General features: G+C 52.8%; 17 protein-coding genes. 11 read left to right on the top strand and 6 right to left on the bottom strand.

The features are described from left to right. Positions 1-92: 92 nt before the first annotated feature. The 6 genes from guaB to QIT27_RS02395 all read left to right on the top strand — a co-directional run bounded on the left by guaB (position 93) and on the right by QIT27_RS02395 (position 8,108). Entirely contained in the window at positions 93-1,562 is a 1,470-nt protein-coding gene (gene guaB, locus QIT27_RS02420) for an IMP dehydrogenase (protein ID WP_159341276.1), read from the top strand. Positions 1,563-1,651: 89 nt separating this feature from the next. Then, the gene (gene guaA, locus QIT27_RS02415) at positions 1,652-3,229 is read left to right on the top strand and encodes a glutamine-hydrolyzing GMP synthase (RefSeq protein WP_159341277.1); all 1,578 of its coding nucleotides are present in this window, start codon (positions 1,652-1,654) and stop codon (positions 3,227-3,229) included. Positions 3,230-3,594: 365 nt separating this feature from the next. Then, positions 3,595-4,746 (top strand): DNA cytosine methyltransferase, encoded by a 1,152-nt coding sequence (locus tag QIT27_RS02410; protein WP_285262791.1) that lies wholly within the window; start codon positions 3,595-3,597, stop codon positions 4,744-4,746. Positions 4,747-4,780: 34 nt separating this feature from the next. Next, a complete protein-coding gene (locus QIT27_RS02405; RefSeq protein ID WP_285262790.1) occupies positions 4,781-6,217 on the top strand; it encodes an ATP-binding protein in 1,437 nt (478 codons plus the stop codon). Beyond that, positions 6,217-7,218, top strand: a complete 1,002-nt coding sequence (locus tag QIT27_RS02400) for an O-methyltransferase (RefSeq protein WP_285262789.1) — start codon at positions 6,217-6,219, stop codon at positions 7,216-7,218. Before QIT27_RS02405 ends, QIT27_RS02400 begins: the two co-directional genes overlap by 1 nt. Before the next feature lie 497 nt (positions 7,219-7,715). Next, a complete protein-coding gene (locus QIT27_RS02395; protein ID WP_285262788.1) occupies positions 7,716-8,108 on the top strand; it encodes a Fic family protein in 393 nt (130 codons plus the stop codon). A 33-nt stretch (positions 8,109-8,141) separates the two neighbouring features. Here QIT27_RS02395 and QIT27_RS02390 read toward each other — a convergent pair whose 3' ends face one another. Further along, positions 8,142-8,450 carry a hypothetical protein gene (locus QIT27_RS02390; protein ID WP_285262787.1) on the bottom strand — a complete coding sequence of 103 codons (309 nt, stop codon included), beginning with the start codon at positions 8,448-8,450 and terminating at the stop codon, positions 8,142-8,144. 254 nt (positions 8,451-8,704) lie between these two features. On the opposite strand from QIT27_RS02390, the gene QIT27_RS02385 reads away from it, so the two are divergent. The 4 genes from QIT27_RS02385 (at position 8,705) to QIT27_RS02365 (ending at position 12,147) form a co-directional block, all read left to right on the top strand. Next, a complete protein-coding gene (locus tag QIT27_RS02385) occupies positions 8,705-9,286 on the top strand; it encodes a DedA family protein (protein WP_285262786.1) in 582 nt (193 codons plus the stop codon). A 384-nt stretch (positions 9,287-9,670) separates the two neighbouring features. After that, entirely contained in the window at positions 9,671-10,474 is an 804-nt protein-coding gene (locus QIT27_RS02375) for a PhzF family phenazine biosynthesis protein (protein ID WP_285262785.1), read from the top strand. A 170-nt stretch (positions 10,475-10,644) separates the two neighbouring features. Beyond that, positions 10,645-11,595, top strand: coding sequence for a DUF808 domain-containing protein (locus QIT27_RS02370; RefSeq protein ID WP_285262784.1), 951 nt, complete (start codon positions 10,645-10,647; stop codon positions 11,593-11,595). A gap of 75 nt (positions 11,596-11,670) precedes the next feature. Further along, positions 11,671-12,147 carry a LabA-like NYN domain-containing protein gene (locus tag QIT27_RS02365; RefSeq protein WP_285262783.1) on the top strand — a complete coding sequence of 159 codons (477 nt, stop codon included), beginning with the start codon at positions 11,671-11,673 and terminating at the stop codon, positions 12,145-12,147. Positions 12,148-12,219: 72 nt separating this feature from the next. On the opposite strand, the gene QIT27_RS02360 is transcribed toward QIT27_RS02365, so the two are convergent. From QIT27_RS02360 to QIT27_RS02345, 4 genes are all read right to left on the bottom strand, one after another. Then, a complete protein-coding gene (locus QIT27_RS02360) occupies positions 12,220-12,516 on the bottom strand; it encodes a DUF1330 domain-containing protein (RefSeq protein ID WP_159341286.1) in 297 nt (98 codons plus the stop codon). Positions 12,517-12,597: 81 nt separating this feature from the next. Next, positions 12,598-13,125, bottom strand: coding sequence for a MutS family DNA mismatch repair protein (locus tag QIT27_RS02355; RefSeq protein ID WP_285262782.1), 528 nt, complete (start codon positions 13,123-13,125; stop codon positions 12,598-12,600). Positions 13,126-13,280: 155 nt separating this feature from the next. Then, a complete protein-coding gene (locus QIT27_RS02350) occupies positions 13,281-14,957 on the bottom strand; it encodes a methyl-accepting chemotaxis protein (protein ID WP_285262781.1) in 1,677 nt (558 codons plus the stop codon). Between the two features lie 452 nt (positions 14,958-15,409). Beyond that, positions 15,410-15,859: a MerR family transcriptional regulator gene (locus QIT27_RS02345; RefSeq protein ID WP_253016710.1), complete on the bottom strand. Its 450-nt coding sequence runs from the start codon at positions 15,857-15,859 to the stop codon at positions 15,410-15,412. Between the two features lie 71 nt (positions 15,860-15,930). Here QIT27_RS02345 and QIT27_RS02340 point away from each other — a divergent pair, with 71 nt between their 5' ends. Continuing rightward, on the top strand, positions 15,931-16,953 hold the full coding sequence (locus QIT27_RS02340) for an SO_0444 family Cu/Zn efflux transporter (protein WP_285262780.1): 1,023 nt from the start codon (positions 15,931-15,933) through the stop codon (positions 16,951-16,953). A 25-nt stretch (positions 16,954-16,978) separates the two neighbouring features. Here the strand turns inward: QIT27_RS02340 and QIT27_RS02335 are convergent, their stop codons facing one another. Beyond that, entirely contained in the window at positions 16,979-18,343 is a 1,365-nt protein-coding gene (locus QIT27_RS02335; protein ID WP_285262779.1) for a metal-dependent hydrolase family protein, read from the bottom strand. Between the last annotated feature and the right edge of the window lie 212 nt (positions 18,344-18,555).

Raw genomic sequence — 18,555 nt, 5'->3', positions numbered from 1 at the left:
TCTCTGCATTGCTGGGGCGGCCCTCAAAACGTTATAATAGGCGATTAACTTTTCACGCCCCATCTTCCCACTTCTCAATGGGTGTTGCCGCTATGCTACGTATGGCCCAAGAAGCGCTTACGTTCGATGACGTACTCCTCGTTCCCGGCTTCTCCGACGTTCTGCCAAAGGATGTCAGCCTCAAAACCCGCCTGACCCGCAATCTCTTCCTGAATATTCCCCTGCTTTCCGCTGCAATGGACACTGTCACCGAAGCGCGTCTAGCGATTGCGATGGCTCAGGAAGGCGGCATCGGTATCATCCATAAGAACATGACCATGGCGCAACAGGCCGCTGAAGTGCGCAAGGTGAAGAAGCACGAAAGCGTCATCGTCAAAGACCCGGTCACCGTGAGCCCCAAAGCCAAGCTGGAAGACCTGCTGGCCATGGCCCGCGAATACGGCTTCTCCGGCTTCCCGGTGGTGGAAGGCGAAACACTAGTCGGCATCGTGACCGAGCGTGACATGCGCTTCCAGCCGAACCACGGCGACAGCGTGGCCGATATCATGACCCCCCGCGAGCGTCTGGTCACCGTACCGGAAGGCACCGAACTCGAAGTCAGCAAAGCCAAGATGCGCGAACACCGCATCGAGAAAATGCTGATCGTCGATGACGCCTTCCACCTGCGCGGCCTAGTGACTTTCCAAGACATCGAAAAAGCCCGCACCTACCCGATGGCTGCTAAAGACAGCGACGGCCGCCTGCTAGTAGGCGCAGCGGTCGGCACCGGCCCGGAAACCCCGGACCGCGTAGCCGCACTGGCAGAAGCAGGCGTTGACGTGATCATCGTCGACACCGCCCACGGCCACTCCCAGGGCGTGATTGATCGCGTTCGCTGGATCAAAGAGCACTTCCCGCAGATTCAAGTGATTGGCGGCAATATCGCCACCGCCGCTGCTGCCAAAGCGCTGGCGGAAGCAGGCGCAGATGCCGTGAAAGTCGGCATCGGCCCCGGCTCCATCTGCACCACCCGCATCGTGGCTGGCGTTGGCGTACCGCAAATCACCGCCGTTTCCAACGTGGCCGAAGCGCTGAAAGAGTTTGATATTCCGCTGATTGCCGATGGCGGCGTACGCTTCTCTGGCGACCTAGCCAAAGCCATTGCCGCTGGCGCCAGCGCCGTGATGGTCGGTGGCCTGCTGGCCGGTACCGAAGAAGCGCCGGGTGAAGTTGAGCTTTACCAAGGCCGTACCTACAAAGCCTACCGCGGCATGGGTTCCATGGGCGCAATGTCCCAGAATCAAGGCAGCGCCGACCGCTACTTCCAAGACAAAGATGCCGGTGCCGAAAAACTGGTACCGGAAGGCATCGAAGGTCGCGTGCCCTATAAAGGCATGATGGGCGCCATCGTCCACCAGCTGATGGGCGGCCTGCGCGCCTCCATGGGTTACACCGGCTGCCGCGATATTCAAGAAATGCGCACCAAGCCGGAATTCGTACAAATCACCGGCGCTGGCTTTAACGAGTCCCACGTTCACGACGTGCAGATCACCAAAGAAGCCCCCAACTACCGGGTGAGCTAACCAGCGCATTAAGTTACACGGCGGCGGGCATTGCCCCGCCGCTTGCTTTTTAGCCAATGCGGCCCGTTCCGCGTTATAGAGGCTCCGCCATGAGTGACATTCACGCCCATAAGATCCTGATTCTCGACTTCGGCTCCCAGTACACCCAGCTGATCGCCCGCCGGGTTCGCGAAATCGGCGTATTCTCCGAAATCCGCGCCTTCGATATCACCGAAGAAGAGATTCGCGAATACAACCCCAACGGCATCATCCTGGCCGGTGGCCCGGAATCCGTCACCGAGCTGGATTCCCCCCGCGCCCCGCAGTGCGTGTTCGAAATGGGCCTGCCGGTATTTGGTATCTGCTACGGCATGCAAACCATGGCCGAGCAGTTGGGCGGCAAGGTAGAAGGCTCTAACCAGCGTGAGTTTGGCTACGCCCAGATTCAAATCGACGCCGAGACCGCGCTGTTCAAAGACATCAAAGACCACGTAGACGCCGCCACCGGCAACGCGCTGCTAGATGTATGGATGAGCCACGGCGATAAAGTCGCCAAAGCCCCCGACACGTTCACCGTGACCGCCTCTACCCCAAGCTGCCCGATTGCGGCCATGGCCTGGGAAGAGAAGCAGTTCTACGGCGTACAGTTCCACCCGGAAGTGACCCACACCCTGCAAGGCCAGCGGATTCTTGAGCACTTCGTGCTGGATATCTGTAAAGCCGAAAAGCTGTGGACGCCCGCGCAAATCATCGAAGACCAAGTACAGCGCGTACGCGAGCAAGTCGGCGATCGCCACGTACTGCTGGGTCTTTCTGGCGGTGTCGACTCTTCCGTTGTGGCCGCGCTGCTGCACAAAGCGATTGGCGACCAGCTCACTTGCGTGTTCGTGGATAACGGCCTGCTGCGCAAGAACGAAGGCGACCAAGTGATGGAAACCTTCGCCAAGCACATGGGCGTGAAGGTGATTCGCGTCGACGCCGAAGAGCTGTTCCTGGAGAAGCTGAAAGGCGAGAAAGACCCGGAAGCCAAGCGCAAAATCATCGGCAACACCTTTATCGACGTGTTCGATGAAGAAGCCAGCAAAATCGAAGGCGTGGAGTTCCTGGCCCAGGGCACCATCTACCCGGACGTGATCGAATCCGCGGCCTCTAAAACCGGCAAAGCGCACGTGATCAAATCCCACCACAACGTGGGTGGCCTGCCGGAAACGATGAAGCTCAAGCTGGTTGAGCCGCTGCGCGAACTGTTCAAAGACGAAGTGCGCAAACTCGGCCTAGAGCTCGGCCTGCCCTACGATATGGTGTACCGCCACCCGTTCCCTGGCCCCGGCCTGGGCGTGCGGATTCTCGGCGAAGTGAAGAAAGAGTACGCCGACATTCTGCGCGACGCGGATGCCATCTACATCGAAGAACTGCGCGCCGCCGGTTGGTACGAAAAAACCAGCCAAGCCTTTGCCGTATTCTTGCCGGTGAAATCGGTAGGTGTAGTAGGCGACGGCCGCCGCTACGAATGGGTCATCGCGCTACGCGCCGTCGAAACCATCGACTTCATGACCGCCCGCTGGGCGCACCTGCCCTACGAGCTGCTGGAGAAGGTTTCCAACCGCATTATCAATGAGTTGGAAGGCGTTTCGCGGGTGACCTATGATGTGAGCAGTAAGCCGCCTGCTACTATTGAGTGGGAGTGAAGCTTTTACTGAGCAGCCATTTTTAAAAAACCCGTTGGAAAACGGGTTTTTTTTAATTAATATCTAATTAGACTGTTATATTAGAATTCTTGGTTATCTGGTGGCGCTGGATGCGGCGATATCATTGTTGCTGGACTTTAATTAGTTTTTTCTCATATGCTTGATTGACTTTTTACCTAAAAATATTTGTCTCTTAGAGTGCTACGGAAATAGTTGTTTGACATATGAAAAGGCGAGTGAGAGGCTTTAAATTTTTTGGCATCAATGCAGATATAAATATATGCACTGGTTTTATAAATTAAAATTCTTGAGCTCATTTTGCTACGTTTTACAGTTGATACTGAACTCTGATTATGGAAAATGACTTGAAAGTTGTAGATTTGTTTTGTGGGTGCGGTGGTTTTGGTCTCGGCGCTGAACTTGCTGGATTTACTACTGTTGCAGGAGTTGATATAGACGAAACATTGCAATCTGCTTATAAGCTAAATTTTCCTAGAGCTAGAGTTATAAATGGTGACCTAGCTAAAATGGATTCCAATACCTGGAAATTGATTCTTCAGGACTGTGAGGTTGATGGTGTAATTGGAGGCCCCCCTTGCCAAGGTTATAGCCGTATGGGGAAACGTAAAAAGAATGATCCTCGAAACGAGTTAGTTCACCATTATTTTCGCCATGTTAGAATATTAGAGCCCAAGTTCTTTGTGATGGAGAATGTAGAGGGTTTATTAGATAAAGCATATAAAGATGCCTTCCTTAAAGATCTTCATTCTATGGCTGATTTGTATACTATTATTGGGCCAGTAGTAGTTGACTCTTCTTTTTATGGCGCAGCTACAAAGCGTAAGAGAGTAATAGTTTTTGGCTATAAGCCTGAGTTTTTTAAAACAATGGACTACAGCGATGTTTTTTTAACACGAGAAAAAAACACTTCTGTAACAGTTAAAGACGCCATTATAGATATCCCTGAACCAATTAATCAGACAAAAGATAAACACGACCTTGGATGGGCAAAATATAAAAGAATTAAAAAACTTTCAGACTATGCAGTTAAGATGCGTATGCCACCTCCGGATGAATTGGGTTCTATTGAAGCTAAAGAGAAGTTTGCAAAAGGAATGGTTTCGGGGATGTTCGTTACTGTGCATAAGGAAGAAGTGAAGAGTCGTTATCAGAAATTAAAACCAAATGAAGTTGATTCTGTAAGTCGTGCAAAGAAATTAGCATGGGATGGTTTATGTCCAACTTTGAGAGCTGGTACTGGTTCTGATAAAGGTAGCTATCAAGCTGTTCGTCCAATACATCCAAAATCAGCACGGGTAATTACAGTTAGGGAAGCAGCTCGATTACAAGGCTTTCCTGATTGGTTTTGTTTTCACCCGACGAAATGGCATAGCTTTAGAATGATAGGGAATAGCGTGTCTCCGTTAGTTGCAGAAGTGATTATGAAAAACATTAAAGGATGCATCAATTTTTCTAATCAATCAAATTCACCTATCCAAAAAAGTAGCGAGTTTTAAACTTTAACTATAAATTTTAGCTTGGAGTGTAAAAATGAGTGCTAATTATGATGGTAAAAATATTATAGAAGCCTTTCCGGCTAAAAGATTTTTTGTGGATATGTTGACAAGAGATATTGAACTATTAGATGCCGTATTGGATTTAATAGATAATTCGTTAGATGGCGCAATGCGCGAGTTACGCAGATTAGGAAAAAGACAAGAAAAAGGTAAATATCAGGGTTATAAAGTTGAGATTGAGTTTAATAAAGAACGTTTTAGAATTAAAGACAATTGTGGTGGTATTCCTAGAGAAGTTGCAATTCATTCGGCTTTTCGAATGGGGCGTCCTTCTGCTGATATTGACCAAGACTTACCTACTGTGGGTGTCTACGGCATAGGCATGAAACGTTCAATTTTTAAAATGGGGAAAAGTTGTAAAGTTATAACTAAAACGAGCACTACTAATCTAACTGTAAATATGTCTCCTGAATGGATGGCAGATGATGATGACTGGAGTCTGCCATACCAAGAGCAACAAGTTACTGACGCTAGTGATACTGGTACAGAGATTATAGTTGAGAGCTTAAGAGAGGGTATTAAAAGAATATTCAGCTTAGAAAATGCTTTTTATAATGATTTAAAAAATGCTGCAGAAGTTTATTATTCTTCTTTTATTGAGAATGGGTTTGAGATTAAAATAAATGGGACGGTGGTGAGTTCTAGTGCTAATGTTTTAGCTATAGAAGAGGACTTCTTTAACAAAAAAGAAGCAATATCACCATATGTTTATATTGATGAAGTGGATGGTGTAAAAATTTCGGTAATGATAGGCTTTTATCGTGGTTTTATAACCCCAGATGAAGAAGATAATGCACTTAGAGGCACTGAAAGTAAGGCTAGCTCATCAAAAGCTGGTATTACAATAATATGTAATGATAGAGTAGTTCTAAATGCAGACAAAACTAGAAAAACTGGTTGGGGTGAGTCTGGAGTGCCACGTTACCACACGCAGTTTATTTCCATTGCTGGTGTTGTAAAGTTTCAATGTAATGACCCATCTAAGCTACCATTAACTACTACCAAACGTGGTATTGAAGGAAACTCTGATTTATATCTAAAAGTTAAAGACAGGATAAAAGAAGGCCTTAAGATTTTCACAAGTTTTACTAATAAGTGGAAAAATCGTCAAGAGAGAGCCAGGTTAAGTATTCAGAGTGGTGGTTCGAGAAACGTTATTCCATCTGATATTATAGAAAAGATACCACAAAACAAATGGACTAATATGAGAGGTGAGGAAAATAAAAATGCTCGAAAATTTATTCCTAACTTGCCGATGCCAACAATAGAGTCAACAGAGCGACGTATCACATTCAGTCGACCAGCTGAAGATATTAAAACCATTTCTGAGTTTTATTTTGAAAACGAGTCTGCTTCACCTAAAGAAGTCGGAGAGAAATGCTTTGACGAAGCTTTAAGGAGGGCTAAATAATGTCCTCTGGATCAACTATTCCTTATCATCTACGCCAAAATAAAGCAGTAGAGCGTATTTTGTTTGAAGAGAAGTTGAAAATACTTGACTCATGGGTCGCAGAGAAAAGTGATACGCCTATAGAACGTTATCGCTATGTAGGTTTCGGCGGACCATTTTTAGAAGATTTTAAAAGTATTCATCGTAATCTTAATATAACAGATATGGTGTCAATAGAATCCGATGAAAATACTCTAAGGCGTCAACAGTTCAATAAACCTATCTCTTGTATTAAGTTGTTGCCTGAGGCAGTTACTTCATCTGAATTTATAGCCAGCGATCAATTTGAAAAAAAAACTATACTCTGGCTTGATTATGTAAATACTGAATATGTTTCTCAATTGGATGATGTTAAAAATGCAATTGAAAAAATGTCCGAATTTGACGTGCTCAAAGTAACGCTTAATGCGCATGTTGCAAATCTCAAGGACAAGGGTAGGCCTGAAACTTTACAGCAAGATCGTCTCGAGTTTTTTGAAGAAAAAATACCCAATGAATACCTTCCTTCGCACTTGGATAGTGAAGATTTTACCGCAAAAAACTTCCATAAAGTCTTGCTCAAAACTATACATAATGCATTTTCTGCGGGTACAGCTAATAAGGCAAATGTTGAAGCTGTAATATTAAGTTCATTTGTTTATCAAGATGGTCAGAGAATGTTGACTGCTACTTGTATCTTGTTATCTAGTGAGAATAAAAATGACTTTTCAGAAACTTCAAAGTTAAAAGATTGGGAATTTTATTATGGTAAGAATCAAGAAATTTATGATATTTCTTTACCATCATTGTCAGTGCGTGAAAGGGTTGAAATAGAAAGGCTCTTGCCGAGGGGGGGCTTGGAAGACGTAAAGAAGTACTTAGGGTATAAGGTTGCTAGAGGAAGTAGTGAAAATGATCTTTTGTTAAAAAATTTCATAGATTATCATGCAAGGTATCCTTGGTTTGGAAAAATATCGTTGTAATAGTTTTCCAGAATCGGTTCGATAAATTTAATTTGCGCATTAATTAATAAGATAAATTTATTTCTTGGTTTTGGCTTGAGAGGTTTCTATTTTATTCTTTTAATTGAATTTTAAAAAATAGACTCCTCTCTAGTGCTAAAGAAGACTTGTTGTTAGTCGAAAACGTAAGTGGCATGGTTAGGTTTTTGGTAATTATTATGTGAATGAGTGTGCAATGATGTAAAAAGAAATTGCGCAGTCTGCTTTGTATTTTTCATCGTGTTAACGTGATAAATCATAGCTAGGTTTTATATAAGTAAAGCCGAGATGACAGAAAATTATATATAATAAAGAAGATTTATTTGCTGACAATTAATGTTGATAATTAAAATTTATATATGGCTATTGTGCGATATTTATGAACGTGTTTGCTGAAAATGATGGAAGCTGCTAGCCAGTGTGAGCTGTCACAATCTTAACGGTAGACTGTGCGCTTCTATGCTCTGAGTGCGGCGATCATGGCGCGACGAAGCGCTTACTACGACTACCTCGAAAACACCCAGAAGGGCAGTCTCGATATTACGCCTTGGCTGTTGTGGTTCCTCGATACGCTGAAAGAGGCGCTTGAGCAGGCGCTGTTAAGAATCGACCGTGTATTAGTGAAAGCGACCTTTTGGCAGCAACATGCCACTACGGTACTGAACGAACGGCAAATTAAGGTGCTGAACCGTTTGTTGGATACCGCAGGCGAAGAGTTTGCACAGGGTATTAATGCCCGCAAGTACCAGTCGCTTGCCAAGGTAAGTAAAGCCACCGCCACGCGGGATTTGGCAGAACTGGTGGAGAAAGGCTGTCTTTCTAAGCTACCTGGCGGCGGGCGCAGCACACGTTACTCCGTGGAGGTGGGGTAGGGTTACCTGTTGAGAACGATAGGTTCCAAGGCGTTAGTCAGAAACTCTATCGCAGTTGTCGTGGTACAACGGCGCATCGGTGCCTAGCGCTAGGTGCTCGGTGGCGCTGTTGTAGTAGAAGTGGCCATGCTCAACGTTGGCAAGGTGATAATCCCCGCAAACCCCATAACCCTTGTTGACGCGTTTTAAATGCGAGATGTCGGCCTGTGTCTGGCTACCGAGGCGTTCCGATATGCTTGTGGCGATGTGCGCATCACGCTGGGCCTCGGAGTAGGCTTGGCCGCCGAATATCAGGCCCGCCACGATGAAAATGGCGACAACGGGAATCCATAGGTTATGCATAGCGTGCCCAGTGAGTAGGTATGGTGTGCATGATGCCAGTAGGCAAAGTAGTTAGCAGGATAATAACGGGCAGCTGGTTTAGCTGCACTGATGGGTGTGGGCTGCGTGCGTTGCTGTTGAATGCCTCTTGCAGATTGAATAAGCTGCCTGCCGCTAAAAAGCCCTATTCAACCCTCCGCATCATCCCGAATCGCTATAAAAATGGCGCTTACGTGCCGCCCACGGCTCCGGGGTAACTTTATGGATGAACGCAAATGACGCTTGAGCATTTGGTGGCGAATTATGGCAGCTTCGGCTTATTCGTGGGGGCGAGCCTGGAGGGCGAGGGCATCGCGATGCTGGGCGGCATCATGTCTCATCAGCACCTGATCGGCGTTTGGCCTGCTATCATCGCCCTGGCATTGGGTTCTTTCGTGGCGGATCAAGTGTTCTTCCTGCTTGGGCATGGGGGGCGCAATAGCGCTATCGTTCGTTCGGTGCAGGGTAGCGCAGCGGGTGGGCGTGTAGTGACCACGTTCAACGCCCACCCGGACGTTTTCGCGTTCTCCTTACGCTTCCTTTATGGGCTACGCATGGCCGGTGCGGTGACGATTGGCACAACCGATTATCCTTGGCCACGATTTATCCTGCTCAATGCTATTTCGGCGTTGCTCTGGTCGGCCGCCTGGGTCACGCTCGGTTATCTGTTTGGTCAGGCCCTTGCGCCCCTTTTTGAGCGACTAAGCGGCCTTTCCCATTTTGTTTGGGCGGGTGTTGCCGCTACCCTTTGCATCGCGGTAGTGGCCGTGATGGCTACCAGGCGGAGACGAGCTCAGCGCTTAACGATGCGCGATTGAGCTTGATGCCTCCGGCAGAAGCGGCATTACCTTTACGTTTGTGCTTCAGCACGCGCTAGGCAGGTGAGCAACACTAGAGTCAGCGCTGCCATTCCACCTGTATAGACGATCAGCTTCCAAGCTGTGCTGCCATGTCGTTGAAGTCTTGCAGCACGCCACGCAGGGCGCAGCCTGGAATGCTCCAGCGCGTTGCGAAACGTTCGGCAAAGCGCGCCGTGACGATCATAACCAGGGCCACCGTCGCAAAGGCAACGCTTAGAAGGCTACTCACGCTCAGAGGGAGGCTCAGCGTGCTTGCCTTCTACTGGACTTTGCTAACCCTCACCTGCATGCACGTTTCTACGATATCTTGATGAGATTCTTTTATTTGCGTTGGGATAACTCATGAAAATCGACCTCTACCAAGTAGATGCTTTCGCCTCAAAACCCTTTGAGGGCAACCCTGCCGCCGTGTGCCCGCTAGAGGCGTGGTTGGATGATGCGCTTCTGCAGGCCATTGCAGCGGAGAATAACCTGTCCGAAACCGCTTTTTTCGTACCCACGGAAGCGGGCTACCACTTGCGATGGTTTACGCCTTCGGTGGAGGTGGATCTGTGCGGCCACGCCACCTTAGCGGCGGCCTGGGTGGTGTTCCATGCCTTGGGCGTGGTGGCCGAGGCGGTGGCCTTTGAAACCAGAAGCGGTGTACTGACCGTTCGCCGCGAAGGCGATGCGCTGGTGATGGACTTCCCCGCGAAAACGCTCGCACCGCTAGACATGCACGCGGAAGTCGCTGCTGCCCTGGGCGGTATCGAAATCGAGGAGCTGCTGATCTCGGATGACATTGTGGTGGTAGTCGAGGAGGCGAGTGTGATTGAGCGCCTTGTGCCAGATATGCAGCGGCTTAAACAGTTACCAGGGCGAGGTGTGGCCGTTACCGCGAAAGGCGATGACGTGGATTTTGTGTCTCGCTGGTTTGGCCCCAAGGTCGGCGTGGAAGAAGACCCCGTCACCGGCTCGGCGCATACGTCGCTTGCACCTTACTGGGCCGCGCGTTTGGGTAAGCAAGCACTTACTGCCCGCCAGGGTGGCGCACGCCAAGGCGCGCTGAGCTGCGTGGTAGAAGGCGAGCGCGTGATGATTAAAGGCCGCGTTGCGCCTTATCTAATGGGGCAAATCACGCTTCCTGAAAATGCTTCCTTAAGGTAGCACCCCCGCACTCTATAGCGCGCTCCCTCTAAGGCCGCTCTTTGAAGTGACGCAGTGAGGGTAGAGCATGAAGGGAGAGAAACGACACTGCCCTTGGCGTAAAAGAGTCCGCCCGCTCCAGTTATCGTGTGCTTTACTGTCTGCAATGCTTATTCACGGAGGAAGCACCCATGGCCATTGGCGGTTTAATAGGATTACTGGACGACGTTGCCGCATTGGCGAAGTTGACCGCAGCATCACTGGACGATGTGAGCGCTGCCGCTGGTCGTGCGACGGCGAAGGCGGCTGGGGTGGTGGTGGATGATGCGGCGGTGACGCCGCAATATTTGCACGGGGTAGTGGCAGAGCGTGAGCTGGCGATTGTAAAGCAGATCGCGCTGGGTTCTATCCGCAACAAGCTGATGTTTATCTTACCGGCGGCGCTGCTGCTGAACCATTTTCTGCCCGGGCTACTGCCGATCATCCTGATGATAGGCGGCACCTACTTGGCGTTTGAGGGCGCGGAGAAGGTGTGGCATAAGCTCTCTGGCCAGCATGACGATGACAAGCCCGCAGTCGAAAAAGGGCCGGAAGCCGAGAAGAAAATTGTGAGTGGTGCCATCCGCACCGATCTAATTCTGTCTGCTGAAATTATGGTGATTGCGCTGGCGACGGTGTCTCATCAGGTGTTCTGGTCACAGCTAGCCAGCTTGGTCGTGGTCGCGTTTGTGATCACTGTTTTGGTGTATGGCGTGGTGGCGCTGCTGGTCAGGATGGACGATGTGGGCCTGAAACTCGCCCAGCGGGATCATTCGGGCGTACAAGCCCTGGGCCGTGGCTTGGTCACGGCTATGCCCAAGGTTCTGGCGACCATCTCGGTGGTGGGCACCATCGCCATGCTTTGGGTGGGTGGGCATATCTTGATGGTGAATCTGGGAGCCGAGGGAACGGGCTGGTTCAGCGCGCCCTATGAGTGGGTACATCATATTGAGCTAGGCATTCGCGAGGCCACCGGGGCCTTGGGCGGCACGCTGAGCTGGAGTTTCAATACGCTGTGTTCAGCGGTGATTGGCTTCTTGGTCGGCTCGGTGGTGATGGGGGTGTTGCGCTTCGTTCCTGCTAAGCGGGCGCATTCTAAATAGCGGCGCGGTACCATACCCGCTTACTAACGCCAGCCCCAAGAGGCTGGCGTTTCACTACCTGCTGAGGCTTTTGCCATGACACGCGTCGCTATCTTCGTGGATACCCAGAACGTCTATTACACCGTGCGCGAGGCCTACGGCAAACACTTCGATTATCGCCGTTTCTGGGCCAAGGCAACGGCCAACCGGGAGGTGGTGGCCGCCCGCTGCTATGCCATCGATAAGGGCGACGCCAAGCAGCGTGAGTTCCAGAATATCCTCCGCTCGATTGGTTTCGAGGTCCGGCTCAAGCCCTTCATCCAGCGTGCGGATGGCTCCGCCAAAGGCGACTGGGACGTGGGCATCACCCTCGATGCCATCGAATACGCCGAGAAAGCGGATGTGGTAGTGCTGGTCTCCGGCGATGGCGACTTCGATCTGTTAGCCCAGAAAATTCGCGAGGTGCACGGCAAACGCGTCGAGGTGTACGGCGTACCTCAGCTCACCGCTGCTTCGCTCATCAACGCCGCGAGCGAGTTCATTCCTATCGAGCGTGATCTGCTGCTGGGGTAAATGAGCAGCGAAAGAGGTTTGAGCCGAATATAAAGGCTATTCAGCTCAACAAGTGAGCCGAATAGCGAGGCCTTACGCCTCTTCGATGCCATCCACCAAGAAGACGCGGTAATCAGCACCCTGGAAGCGGTGCTTGCGGGCTTCTTGGTAGGCGGGGCTTTGGTACCAGGCGCGGGCGGCGGCCATGTCGGGGAAGCGTAGAATCACGGCACCCTCCATCGCGCTGCCTTCCAGCACTTCAAAATCGCCGTAAAACGCCAGCGGTTGCGGGTCGTGGCCTTCGCGGGCGGCTTTGGCTTTTTCGCTGTAGCGCTGCATTTCTTCGCTGTCGTGGGTGTGTTCACGGGTCAGAACGATATAAGCGGGCATTCCTTTCTCCTACGCAATATGAAAAGTCGCTAAAGCATACCACCACCTAACGGCGCTGCCCCATGAAGCGTGGCTATGGGATCAATCGATTTGGGTGGGGTTGTCGGCTTCGATCATGGCGTTGTCTTCTACCACGCGTTCGAGCTGTCGGTGCTCCAGGGCGGCAAGGGCGATGCGGTAGCAGTCGTCGATATGGCTGTTGCCCATGTACTTCATGGCGGTAAAGCTGATGCCGCCTGCCACGGCGCTGCCGATGAGCGGCACGAATTTGGAGGCACCTTTCGCCGCCACCCGCACGCCCATTTTACTTAGTAGCGAGATGATCAGGTTCTGGGTGATGTATTTGCCCGCCATTTTGCTGCCGGTGTTGGAGATGGCGGTCATCACGAACAGCTTGCTGTCGGTATCCAGGCCGTCGATTTGCTCCGGCGTCAGCCCAAACTGGCTGTTAATTTTGGGGATGATGCGCATCAAAATCGCGACGTCCGAGCCGATATCCAGCCCCGGCACCGGGATGATGGCGGTGCCCGCAGAAAGGCCGGCGCTTTTGGTCACCATCGTTTGGCACGCTTTTTTGATAGCGTCGAGTTCTTCCTTTGTTTCAATCATGTGTAGCTCCTATTGACGATGGCACCTCATCACCCTAGCCGAGGCTTGGCTGAAAGGCGAGCGACAACCACACTAACGGTGTGGCAGGTGCCAGGCCATAGAAAAGGGCGGCTGTTAGCCGCCCAGGAGGGAAGAGTCGAAGGGCTTTAGAAGCGTTAGAACGTTTGCCAATCCAGCTCGAGCGCTTCGGCTTCCCGCTTTGCTTTGCGCGCGGGAGTTGTCGCCGGCGCGTAGCTGGCCGGTGGGGCTAGAGGCTCCTGACGAGCTGGCGCGTAGGTTGCCACAGTGAACTGGGAGGTAATCTCGGCGAGCTGTTTGGCTTGGTCTTCCAGCGAGGCGGCGGCGGTGCTGGACTCTTCCACCAGCGCGGCGTTTTGCTGAGTGACGGAGTCGATTTGCGAGATGGCGATATTCACCTGATCGATCCCCCGGCTCTGCTCTTCCGAGGCTTGGGTAATTTCTGCCATCAGCGCGGATACCTTACTGACGTTATCGGCCAGTTCGCGAATGGTCGTGCCGCTTTTCTGGGCTTGGCCCGAGCACTCAACGGTTTTAGTGCGGCTTATTTCCAGCATCGAGCGGATTTGGCTCGCCGACTGGGAGCTGCGGCTGGCGAGCTGGCGCACTTCATTGGCGACTACGGCGAAGCCTCGGCCTTGTTCACCTGCTCGTGCCGCTTCTACCGAGGCGTTGAGTGCCAGCAAATTGGTTTGGAAGGCAATGCCGTCAATGATGCCGACGATCTCGCCCATTTTCGTGGCGTTCTCTTCCAGCTCGCGCATCATCGCCAGCATCTGCTCACTCTCCTCGGCGGAGGTGTGGGCGGTTTTGGCCGCGCTTGAGGTGATTTTGTTGGCCTCGGCGGCGTTGTCGGCGTTCATTTTGACCGTGGCGGTCAGCTCATCCAGGCTGGCAGCGGTTTCTTGCAGGGCGGAAGCCTGCTCTTCCGTACGCGATGATAAATCCTGCGTGCCGATGGAAATTTCATTCGTGCCGGTAAATAAGTTGTCGCTGTTTAATTTTAAACTTTGCACGATACTGGTGAGTTGCGACTGCATCTCATGTAACCCGGACAGCAGCACGCCGATTTCATTACGGCCTAAACGCTGAATGTCTTGTGTTAAGTCGCCACTGGCAATCGCTGTTAAATGTGTGACGGTATGATTGATGGGGTTAATGATGGCTTTCACGATGACGAGGCGAGCCAATACCACCATGAGTAAAGCAAAGCTCATGATAAATAGGGTGGCCAATAACGTGAGTTGGCTGTTCTTTTTATCTTCGGTCAATATGTCTTTCGTTCTTGCTTCCGTTAATTGCACGAAGTTACGCACCGTGCCTTGAAACTCTCTTCTTAATTCTATGACCGGTAGCCAAGCGTCTTGTGCAGCTCCTAGAGTGGCCGCTTGAAGTACGCGGTTGAGTGTGTCGGTATAACGTTGATAGATCTGATTGATCTCGGCGGCAAGCGCTTCCCGCTCGCTCTCGGGCGGTGAGGCGATGGTATTGAACTCGACTAAGCGCTGCTCGGCGGAGGATAAATACGTCTCTGCTTCTAGCTTCCAGCGGTTCAATTCACTCGTTGTTTCATTCTCTTGCCATGCTTTGAGGTATTCCCGAGTGCTGGCATTGGCTTGGGTCAGGTTCGCTTCGGAGCGGTTGATGGCGTTCATCTGACGCACTCCCACGTCTGCGATTTCATGCAGGGAGCGGGTGCCATTTTTATTGATGACGATGCTCAACGCAGAGAGCAGTAGCATGAATAACACCAGCGTGCCCATGGCGATAGTCAGCGTTTTTTTGATCGAAAGATTATGGATGAGACGGCTCATGTGGCGTATTCCCTTAGCTTTTCATGTGGTCTTGAGAGGAAGTAAGCGTTTTTATTGTTAATGACGGGGCGATTGTAATCACGAAAACAGAGCGTGTGTGGGTTGGATTGTGAAACAATGTCAACACCACGATAAAAAGCTGATATGGATCAATTTTCAGATAGACGTGAAAGCGCTATGGATATTTCTTTTAATATTTTTAATAGTTGTTAAATTGATTGTTTGATGTGTATCGATGTGTATTGAAGGTTGAAAGATAGCGACTTCATTTATACGCGTTTACTAATAAGTAAGTATAACTACTGAGAGTGACTCATAGCGAGGTGAAAAGAGGAGTGCGTGTGAATTGCTCACTAAAGCGAGGCGGGATGTAGAGGGGTAGACGAGAAAGAGGACCGCACGTGGCGGCATGAATAGCGGGCAACTCAGGGTTTTTGGGTAGCCCGCTGGCATTAGCGCTTAGCGGCGGCGTCACGGCAACCATGCTCATGGCAGGTGGGGTGGTGCTCGTAGAGCGTTTGGATGATTTGGCAATCGGCGGCCTTGCCGCCTCGGCACTGGTGAACCACGTGGCGCAGCTCGTCCGCGAGCGCTTGCAGTTTGGCAATACGCGCTTCCAGATGGGTTAAATGGCGGCTGGCGATGTCATCGGCGGCGCTGCAGTCGGTGTCAGGGTGGTCAGACAGCGTCAACAGCTCCTGAATGCTGTGTAGGTCTAACCCTAGGTGGCGGCCATGGCGTATAAAGCTGATGCGCTCGACGGCCGCCTGATCGTAGTAACGATAGCCCTGCTCACCGCGTGATGGGGGCGGCAGCAAGCCAAGCTTCTCATAGTGGCGGATGCTCTCCGGTGAACAGCCGGTGCGGGTAGCCACTTCTCCAATGCGATAGGCGTGTGTCATCGGCTTGACCCTGTAACGATTACAGGGTTTAGGCTAATCCTTATTCCCACCGTGGACAAGCAGGTGACGAGATGACGCTGATAACCGAGCTGCTACACATTGCTTTGACGGCAGCCCCCTGGTTGTTGCTGGGGCTGGTGATTGCCGGGCTGATCAAAGCCTGGCTACCCGAAACATTGCTGCAGCGCTGGATGGGTGGGCGTGGCCTGGGCAGCATTGTGCGGGCGGCGGTGATTGGGATGCCGCTGCCGCTGTGCTCCTGCGGGGCGATTCCCACCGCCATTGCCCTGCACAGGGGCGGTGCGGGACGCGGGCCGACCACGTCGTTTTTGATCAGCACCCCAGGCGTGGGCGTGGACTCGATTCTGCTCACCAGCGTGCTGCTTGGGCCGCTCATGGCGGTGGTGCGCGTTGTTGGGGCGCTGGTGACGGCCATTGTGACGGGCTTGCTAGTGGGCTTTACCCGCGACTCAGAGGCCGTTGCACCTGTCGCCAAGAGCGGCTGCTGCTCGTCGCATGGCTGCCATGACCACCACGCCGAAACCGGCGAACCTAGCGGTTTGAAAGCGGGGCTGCGTTATGCGTTTAGCGATCTGTTGGATGATATCAGCGCGTGGATGTTTGCCGGGCTGCTGCTGGCGGGCGTGCTGGTCACGCTGGTACCGCCGGATACCCTGGCACGGTTTTCGGGTGGCCTGTTGGCGCTGATGTTGATGGCGGTGGTGGGCATACCGCTCTACATCTGTGCGGCCGCCGCCACGCCGGTGGCGGCAGGGCTACTGTTAGCCGGTATCTCGCCAGGAATGGCGCTGGTGTTCCTGTTGGCGGGGCCGATTACCAGCCTCGCCACGCTGGCCATTTTGCGCCGCGAGCTGGGTAATGCGGCGCTCGCCGTGTACCTCGCCAGCGTGCTGATCGTTACCGTGCTGGTGGGGTGGTCGTTTGATACGGCCGTCAGGATGGCCGGCTGGAACCCGGTGGAGCAGGCGAGCCAAGTACAAGAGCTGCTGCCCCACTGGTTGGAGTGGCTGGCCTTGGCGGTGCTGGCGCTGGTGGCTATCCGACCGCTGCGCCGCCGTTTACTGGGCTTTTAACCGGGAGTGAGCCGCTGTTCGTGGCTTAGCGGGTGTCTTTGTAAATACGCCCGCCTTTCATGATCATCCGCAGATTCTGTTCGGGGTCGTGCAGAAAATCGAGGCTACGGCTAGGGTCACCATCCACCAGCAGTAAGTCGGCCCAGGCACCGGGTTCGATCTTGCCGAGCGTGCCGGGGTAGGGGTTGCGCGGGCCGGAGAGGGCTAGCAGCTCGCCGTTACGCCCAGTGGCCATGGCGAGCACCGTGAGCGGGTCGTAGAAGCGGGTGAGTTTGGCCAGTTGGCGCAGCTGGTTAGGCGTGTTTTGTGGGCTGAACAGAATGTCGGTGCCCCAGGCCGTGTGGATGTCGAAGCGCTGGGCGAGTTCGTAGGCGCGCACGGTGCCTTCGGCCACTTGCCGCTGTGATTCGCGACGGGCGGCGTCGGGGTACACGTTGGCGTCTTCGTCCTGCAAGAACGGCTGTAGGCTCCACCACGCCCCTTCGCCTGCCATCATGCGGGCGGTCTCTTCATCGGCGAGCTGGCCGTGTTCGATGGATTTGACGCCTGCCCGCAGTGAGCGCTGTATGCCTTTTGGGGTGTACACATGCACCATGACGTAGGTGCCCCAGTCGTCGGCAGCCTCTACGGCGGCGCGCAGTTCGCGTTCGGTAAACTGGGTGCTGTCGAGTGGATCGTATAGCGAGGCCACGCCGCCACCGGCCATCAGCTTGATTTGTGAGGCGCCGAGCATGAGCTGCTCACGGGTGCGTCGCAGGACTTCATCCTCCCCATCGGCAATCGCCGCGACCCCTTGGCGCTCCTGCTCGCTGAGCGGGGAATTCGAGCCCCGTGGAATCTCATGGCGCATACGGAAATCGCCGTGCCCGGAGGTTTGGGAAATCATCGCCCCGGCGGGGAAAATACGCGGCCCATCGACGATGCCTTCGTTAATGGCGCGCTGTAGCGCAAACGACGGCCCGCCCACGTCTCGCACCGACGTCACGCCGCGCATGAGCGTGCGCTTGGCTTCCTGGGCCGCCACCAGATGGATGTAGCCCACATCAGCCGTCATGGCGGTGGTTTGGGTAATCGCTGCCAGCGTGGTGTGCCAGTGGGCGTCGATGAGTCCGGGCATGAGGACGCGGCCACCGCAGTCGATCACCTGCGCCCCGTCGGCTGCGGCATCGGCGGGCAGCAACGCTTGAATGCGCCCCTCGTCGATACGTACCGACACACCGCTCTGCACCGCACTGCCGCTGCCATCAAACAGTTGTAGGTTGGTCAGCAGCAGCGGGCCGCTGGCGTGACGCGGCTGCGCACTCACCACGGTGGGCACGTTGAGCCCGGCAAACATCGCCATGACCGCTGCCGTGCCACCCAGCATTTGGCGGCGCGTGAGGTCGGCCATCACTCGCTCGTGAAACTGCTGCAGCATAGGTGAACCACAGCAGCAGGCGCCAGGCCCATGAGAGGCGTGCCCATGAGGCAGCGGCGTGTGTAGATACGGGGCGTGAAACGTCTTGGCAGCGGGCATCAGCGTTCTCTCATCGGCGAGGGGCGATCACGCTTAATAAACTATAGTGAGTGCCCTTAAGCAAGCTTAAGCTAGGCACGCAGTGA

It is taken from the genome of Halomonas sp. LC1 (assembly GCF_030247125.1).
Taxonomy (GTDB): Bacteria; Pseudomonadota; Gammaproteobacteria; order Pseudomonadales; family Halomonadaceae; genus Vreelandella.
The sequence above is the reverse complement of the archived record's forward strand: the minus strand, read 5'-3'. Positions and strand labels throughout refer to the sequence as shown.

What these genes read in the sequence shown, in the direction of transcription:
- guaA (WP_159341277.1), top strand. Translation starts at nt 1,652, where the DNA reads ATGAGTGACATTCACGCCCATAAGATCCTGATTCTCGACTTCGGCTCC.
- QIT27_RS02360 (WP_159341286.1), bottom strand. Translation starts at nt 12,516, where the DNA reads ATGCCCGCTTATATCGTTCTGACCCGTGAACACACCCACGACAGCGAA.
- QIT27_RS02350 (WP_285262781.1), bottom strand. Translation starts at nt 14,957, where the DNA reads ATGAGCCGTCTCATCCATAATCTTTCGATCAAAAAAACGCTGACTATC.
- QIT27_RS02390 (WP_285262787.1), bottom strand. Translation starts at nt 8,450, where the DNA reads ATGCATAACCTATGGATTCCCGTTGTCGCCATTTTCATCGTGGCGGGC.
- QIT27_RS02355 (WP_285262782.1), bottom strand. Translation starts at nt 13,125, where the DNA reads ATGATTGAAACAAAGGAAGAACTCGACGCTATCAAAAAAGCGTGCCAA.
- QIT27_RS02395 (WP_285262788.1), top strand. Translation starts at nt 7,716, where the DNA reads ATGGCGCGACGAAGCGCTTACTACGACTACCTCGAAAACACCCAGAAG.
- guaB (WP_159341276.1), top strand. Translation starts at nt 93, where the DNA reads ATGCTACGTATGGCCCAAGAAGCGCTTACGTTCGATGACGTACTCCTC.
- QIT27_RS02385 (WP_285262786.1), top strand. Translation starts at nt 8,705, where the DNA reads ATGACGCTTGAGCATTTGGTGGCGAATTATGGCAGCTTCGGCTTATTC.
- QIT27_RS02375 (WP_285262785.1), top strand. Translation starts at nt 9,671, where the DNA reads ATGAAAATCGACCTCTACCAAGTAGATGCTTTCGCCTCAAAACCCTTT.
- QIT27_RS02405 (WP_285262790.1), top strand. Translation starts at nt 4,781, where the DNA reads ATGAGTGCTAATTATGATGGTAAAAATATTATAGAAGCCTTTCCGGCT.
- QIT27_RS02345 (WP_253016710.1), bottom strand. Translation starts at nt 15,859, where the DNA reads ATGACACACGCCTATCGCATTGGAGAAGTGGCTACCCGCACCGGCTGT.
- QIT27_RS02400 (WP_285262789.1), top strand. Translation starts at nt 6,217, where the DNA reads ATGTCCTCTGGATCAACTATTCCTTATCATCTACGCCAAAATAAAGCA.
- QIT27_RS02340 (WP_285262780.1), top strand. Translation starts at nt 15,931, where the DNA reads ATGACGCTGATAACCGAGCTGCTACACATTGCTTTGACGGCAGCCCCC.
- QIT27_RS02365 (WP_285262783.1), top strand. Translation starts at nt 11,671, where the DNA reads ATGACACGCGTCGCTATCTTCGTGGATACCCAGAACGTCTATTACACC.
- QIT27_RS02335 (WP_285262779.1), bottom strand. Translation starts at nt 18,343, where the DNA reads ATGGCCGACCTCACGCGCCGCCAAATGCTGGGTGGCACGGCAGCGGTC.
- QIT27_RS02370 (WP_285262784.1), top strand. Translation starts at nt 10,645, where the DNA reads ATGGCCATTGGCGGTTTAATAGGATTACTGGACGACGTTGCCGCATTG.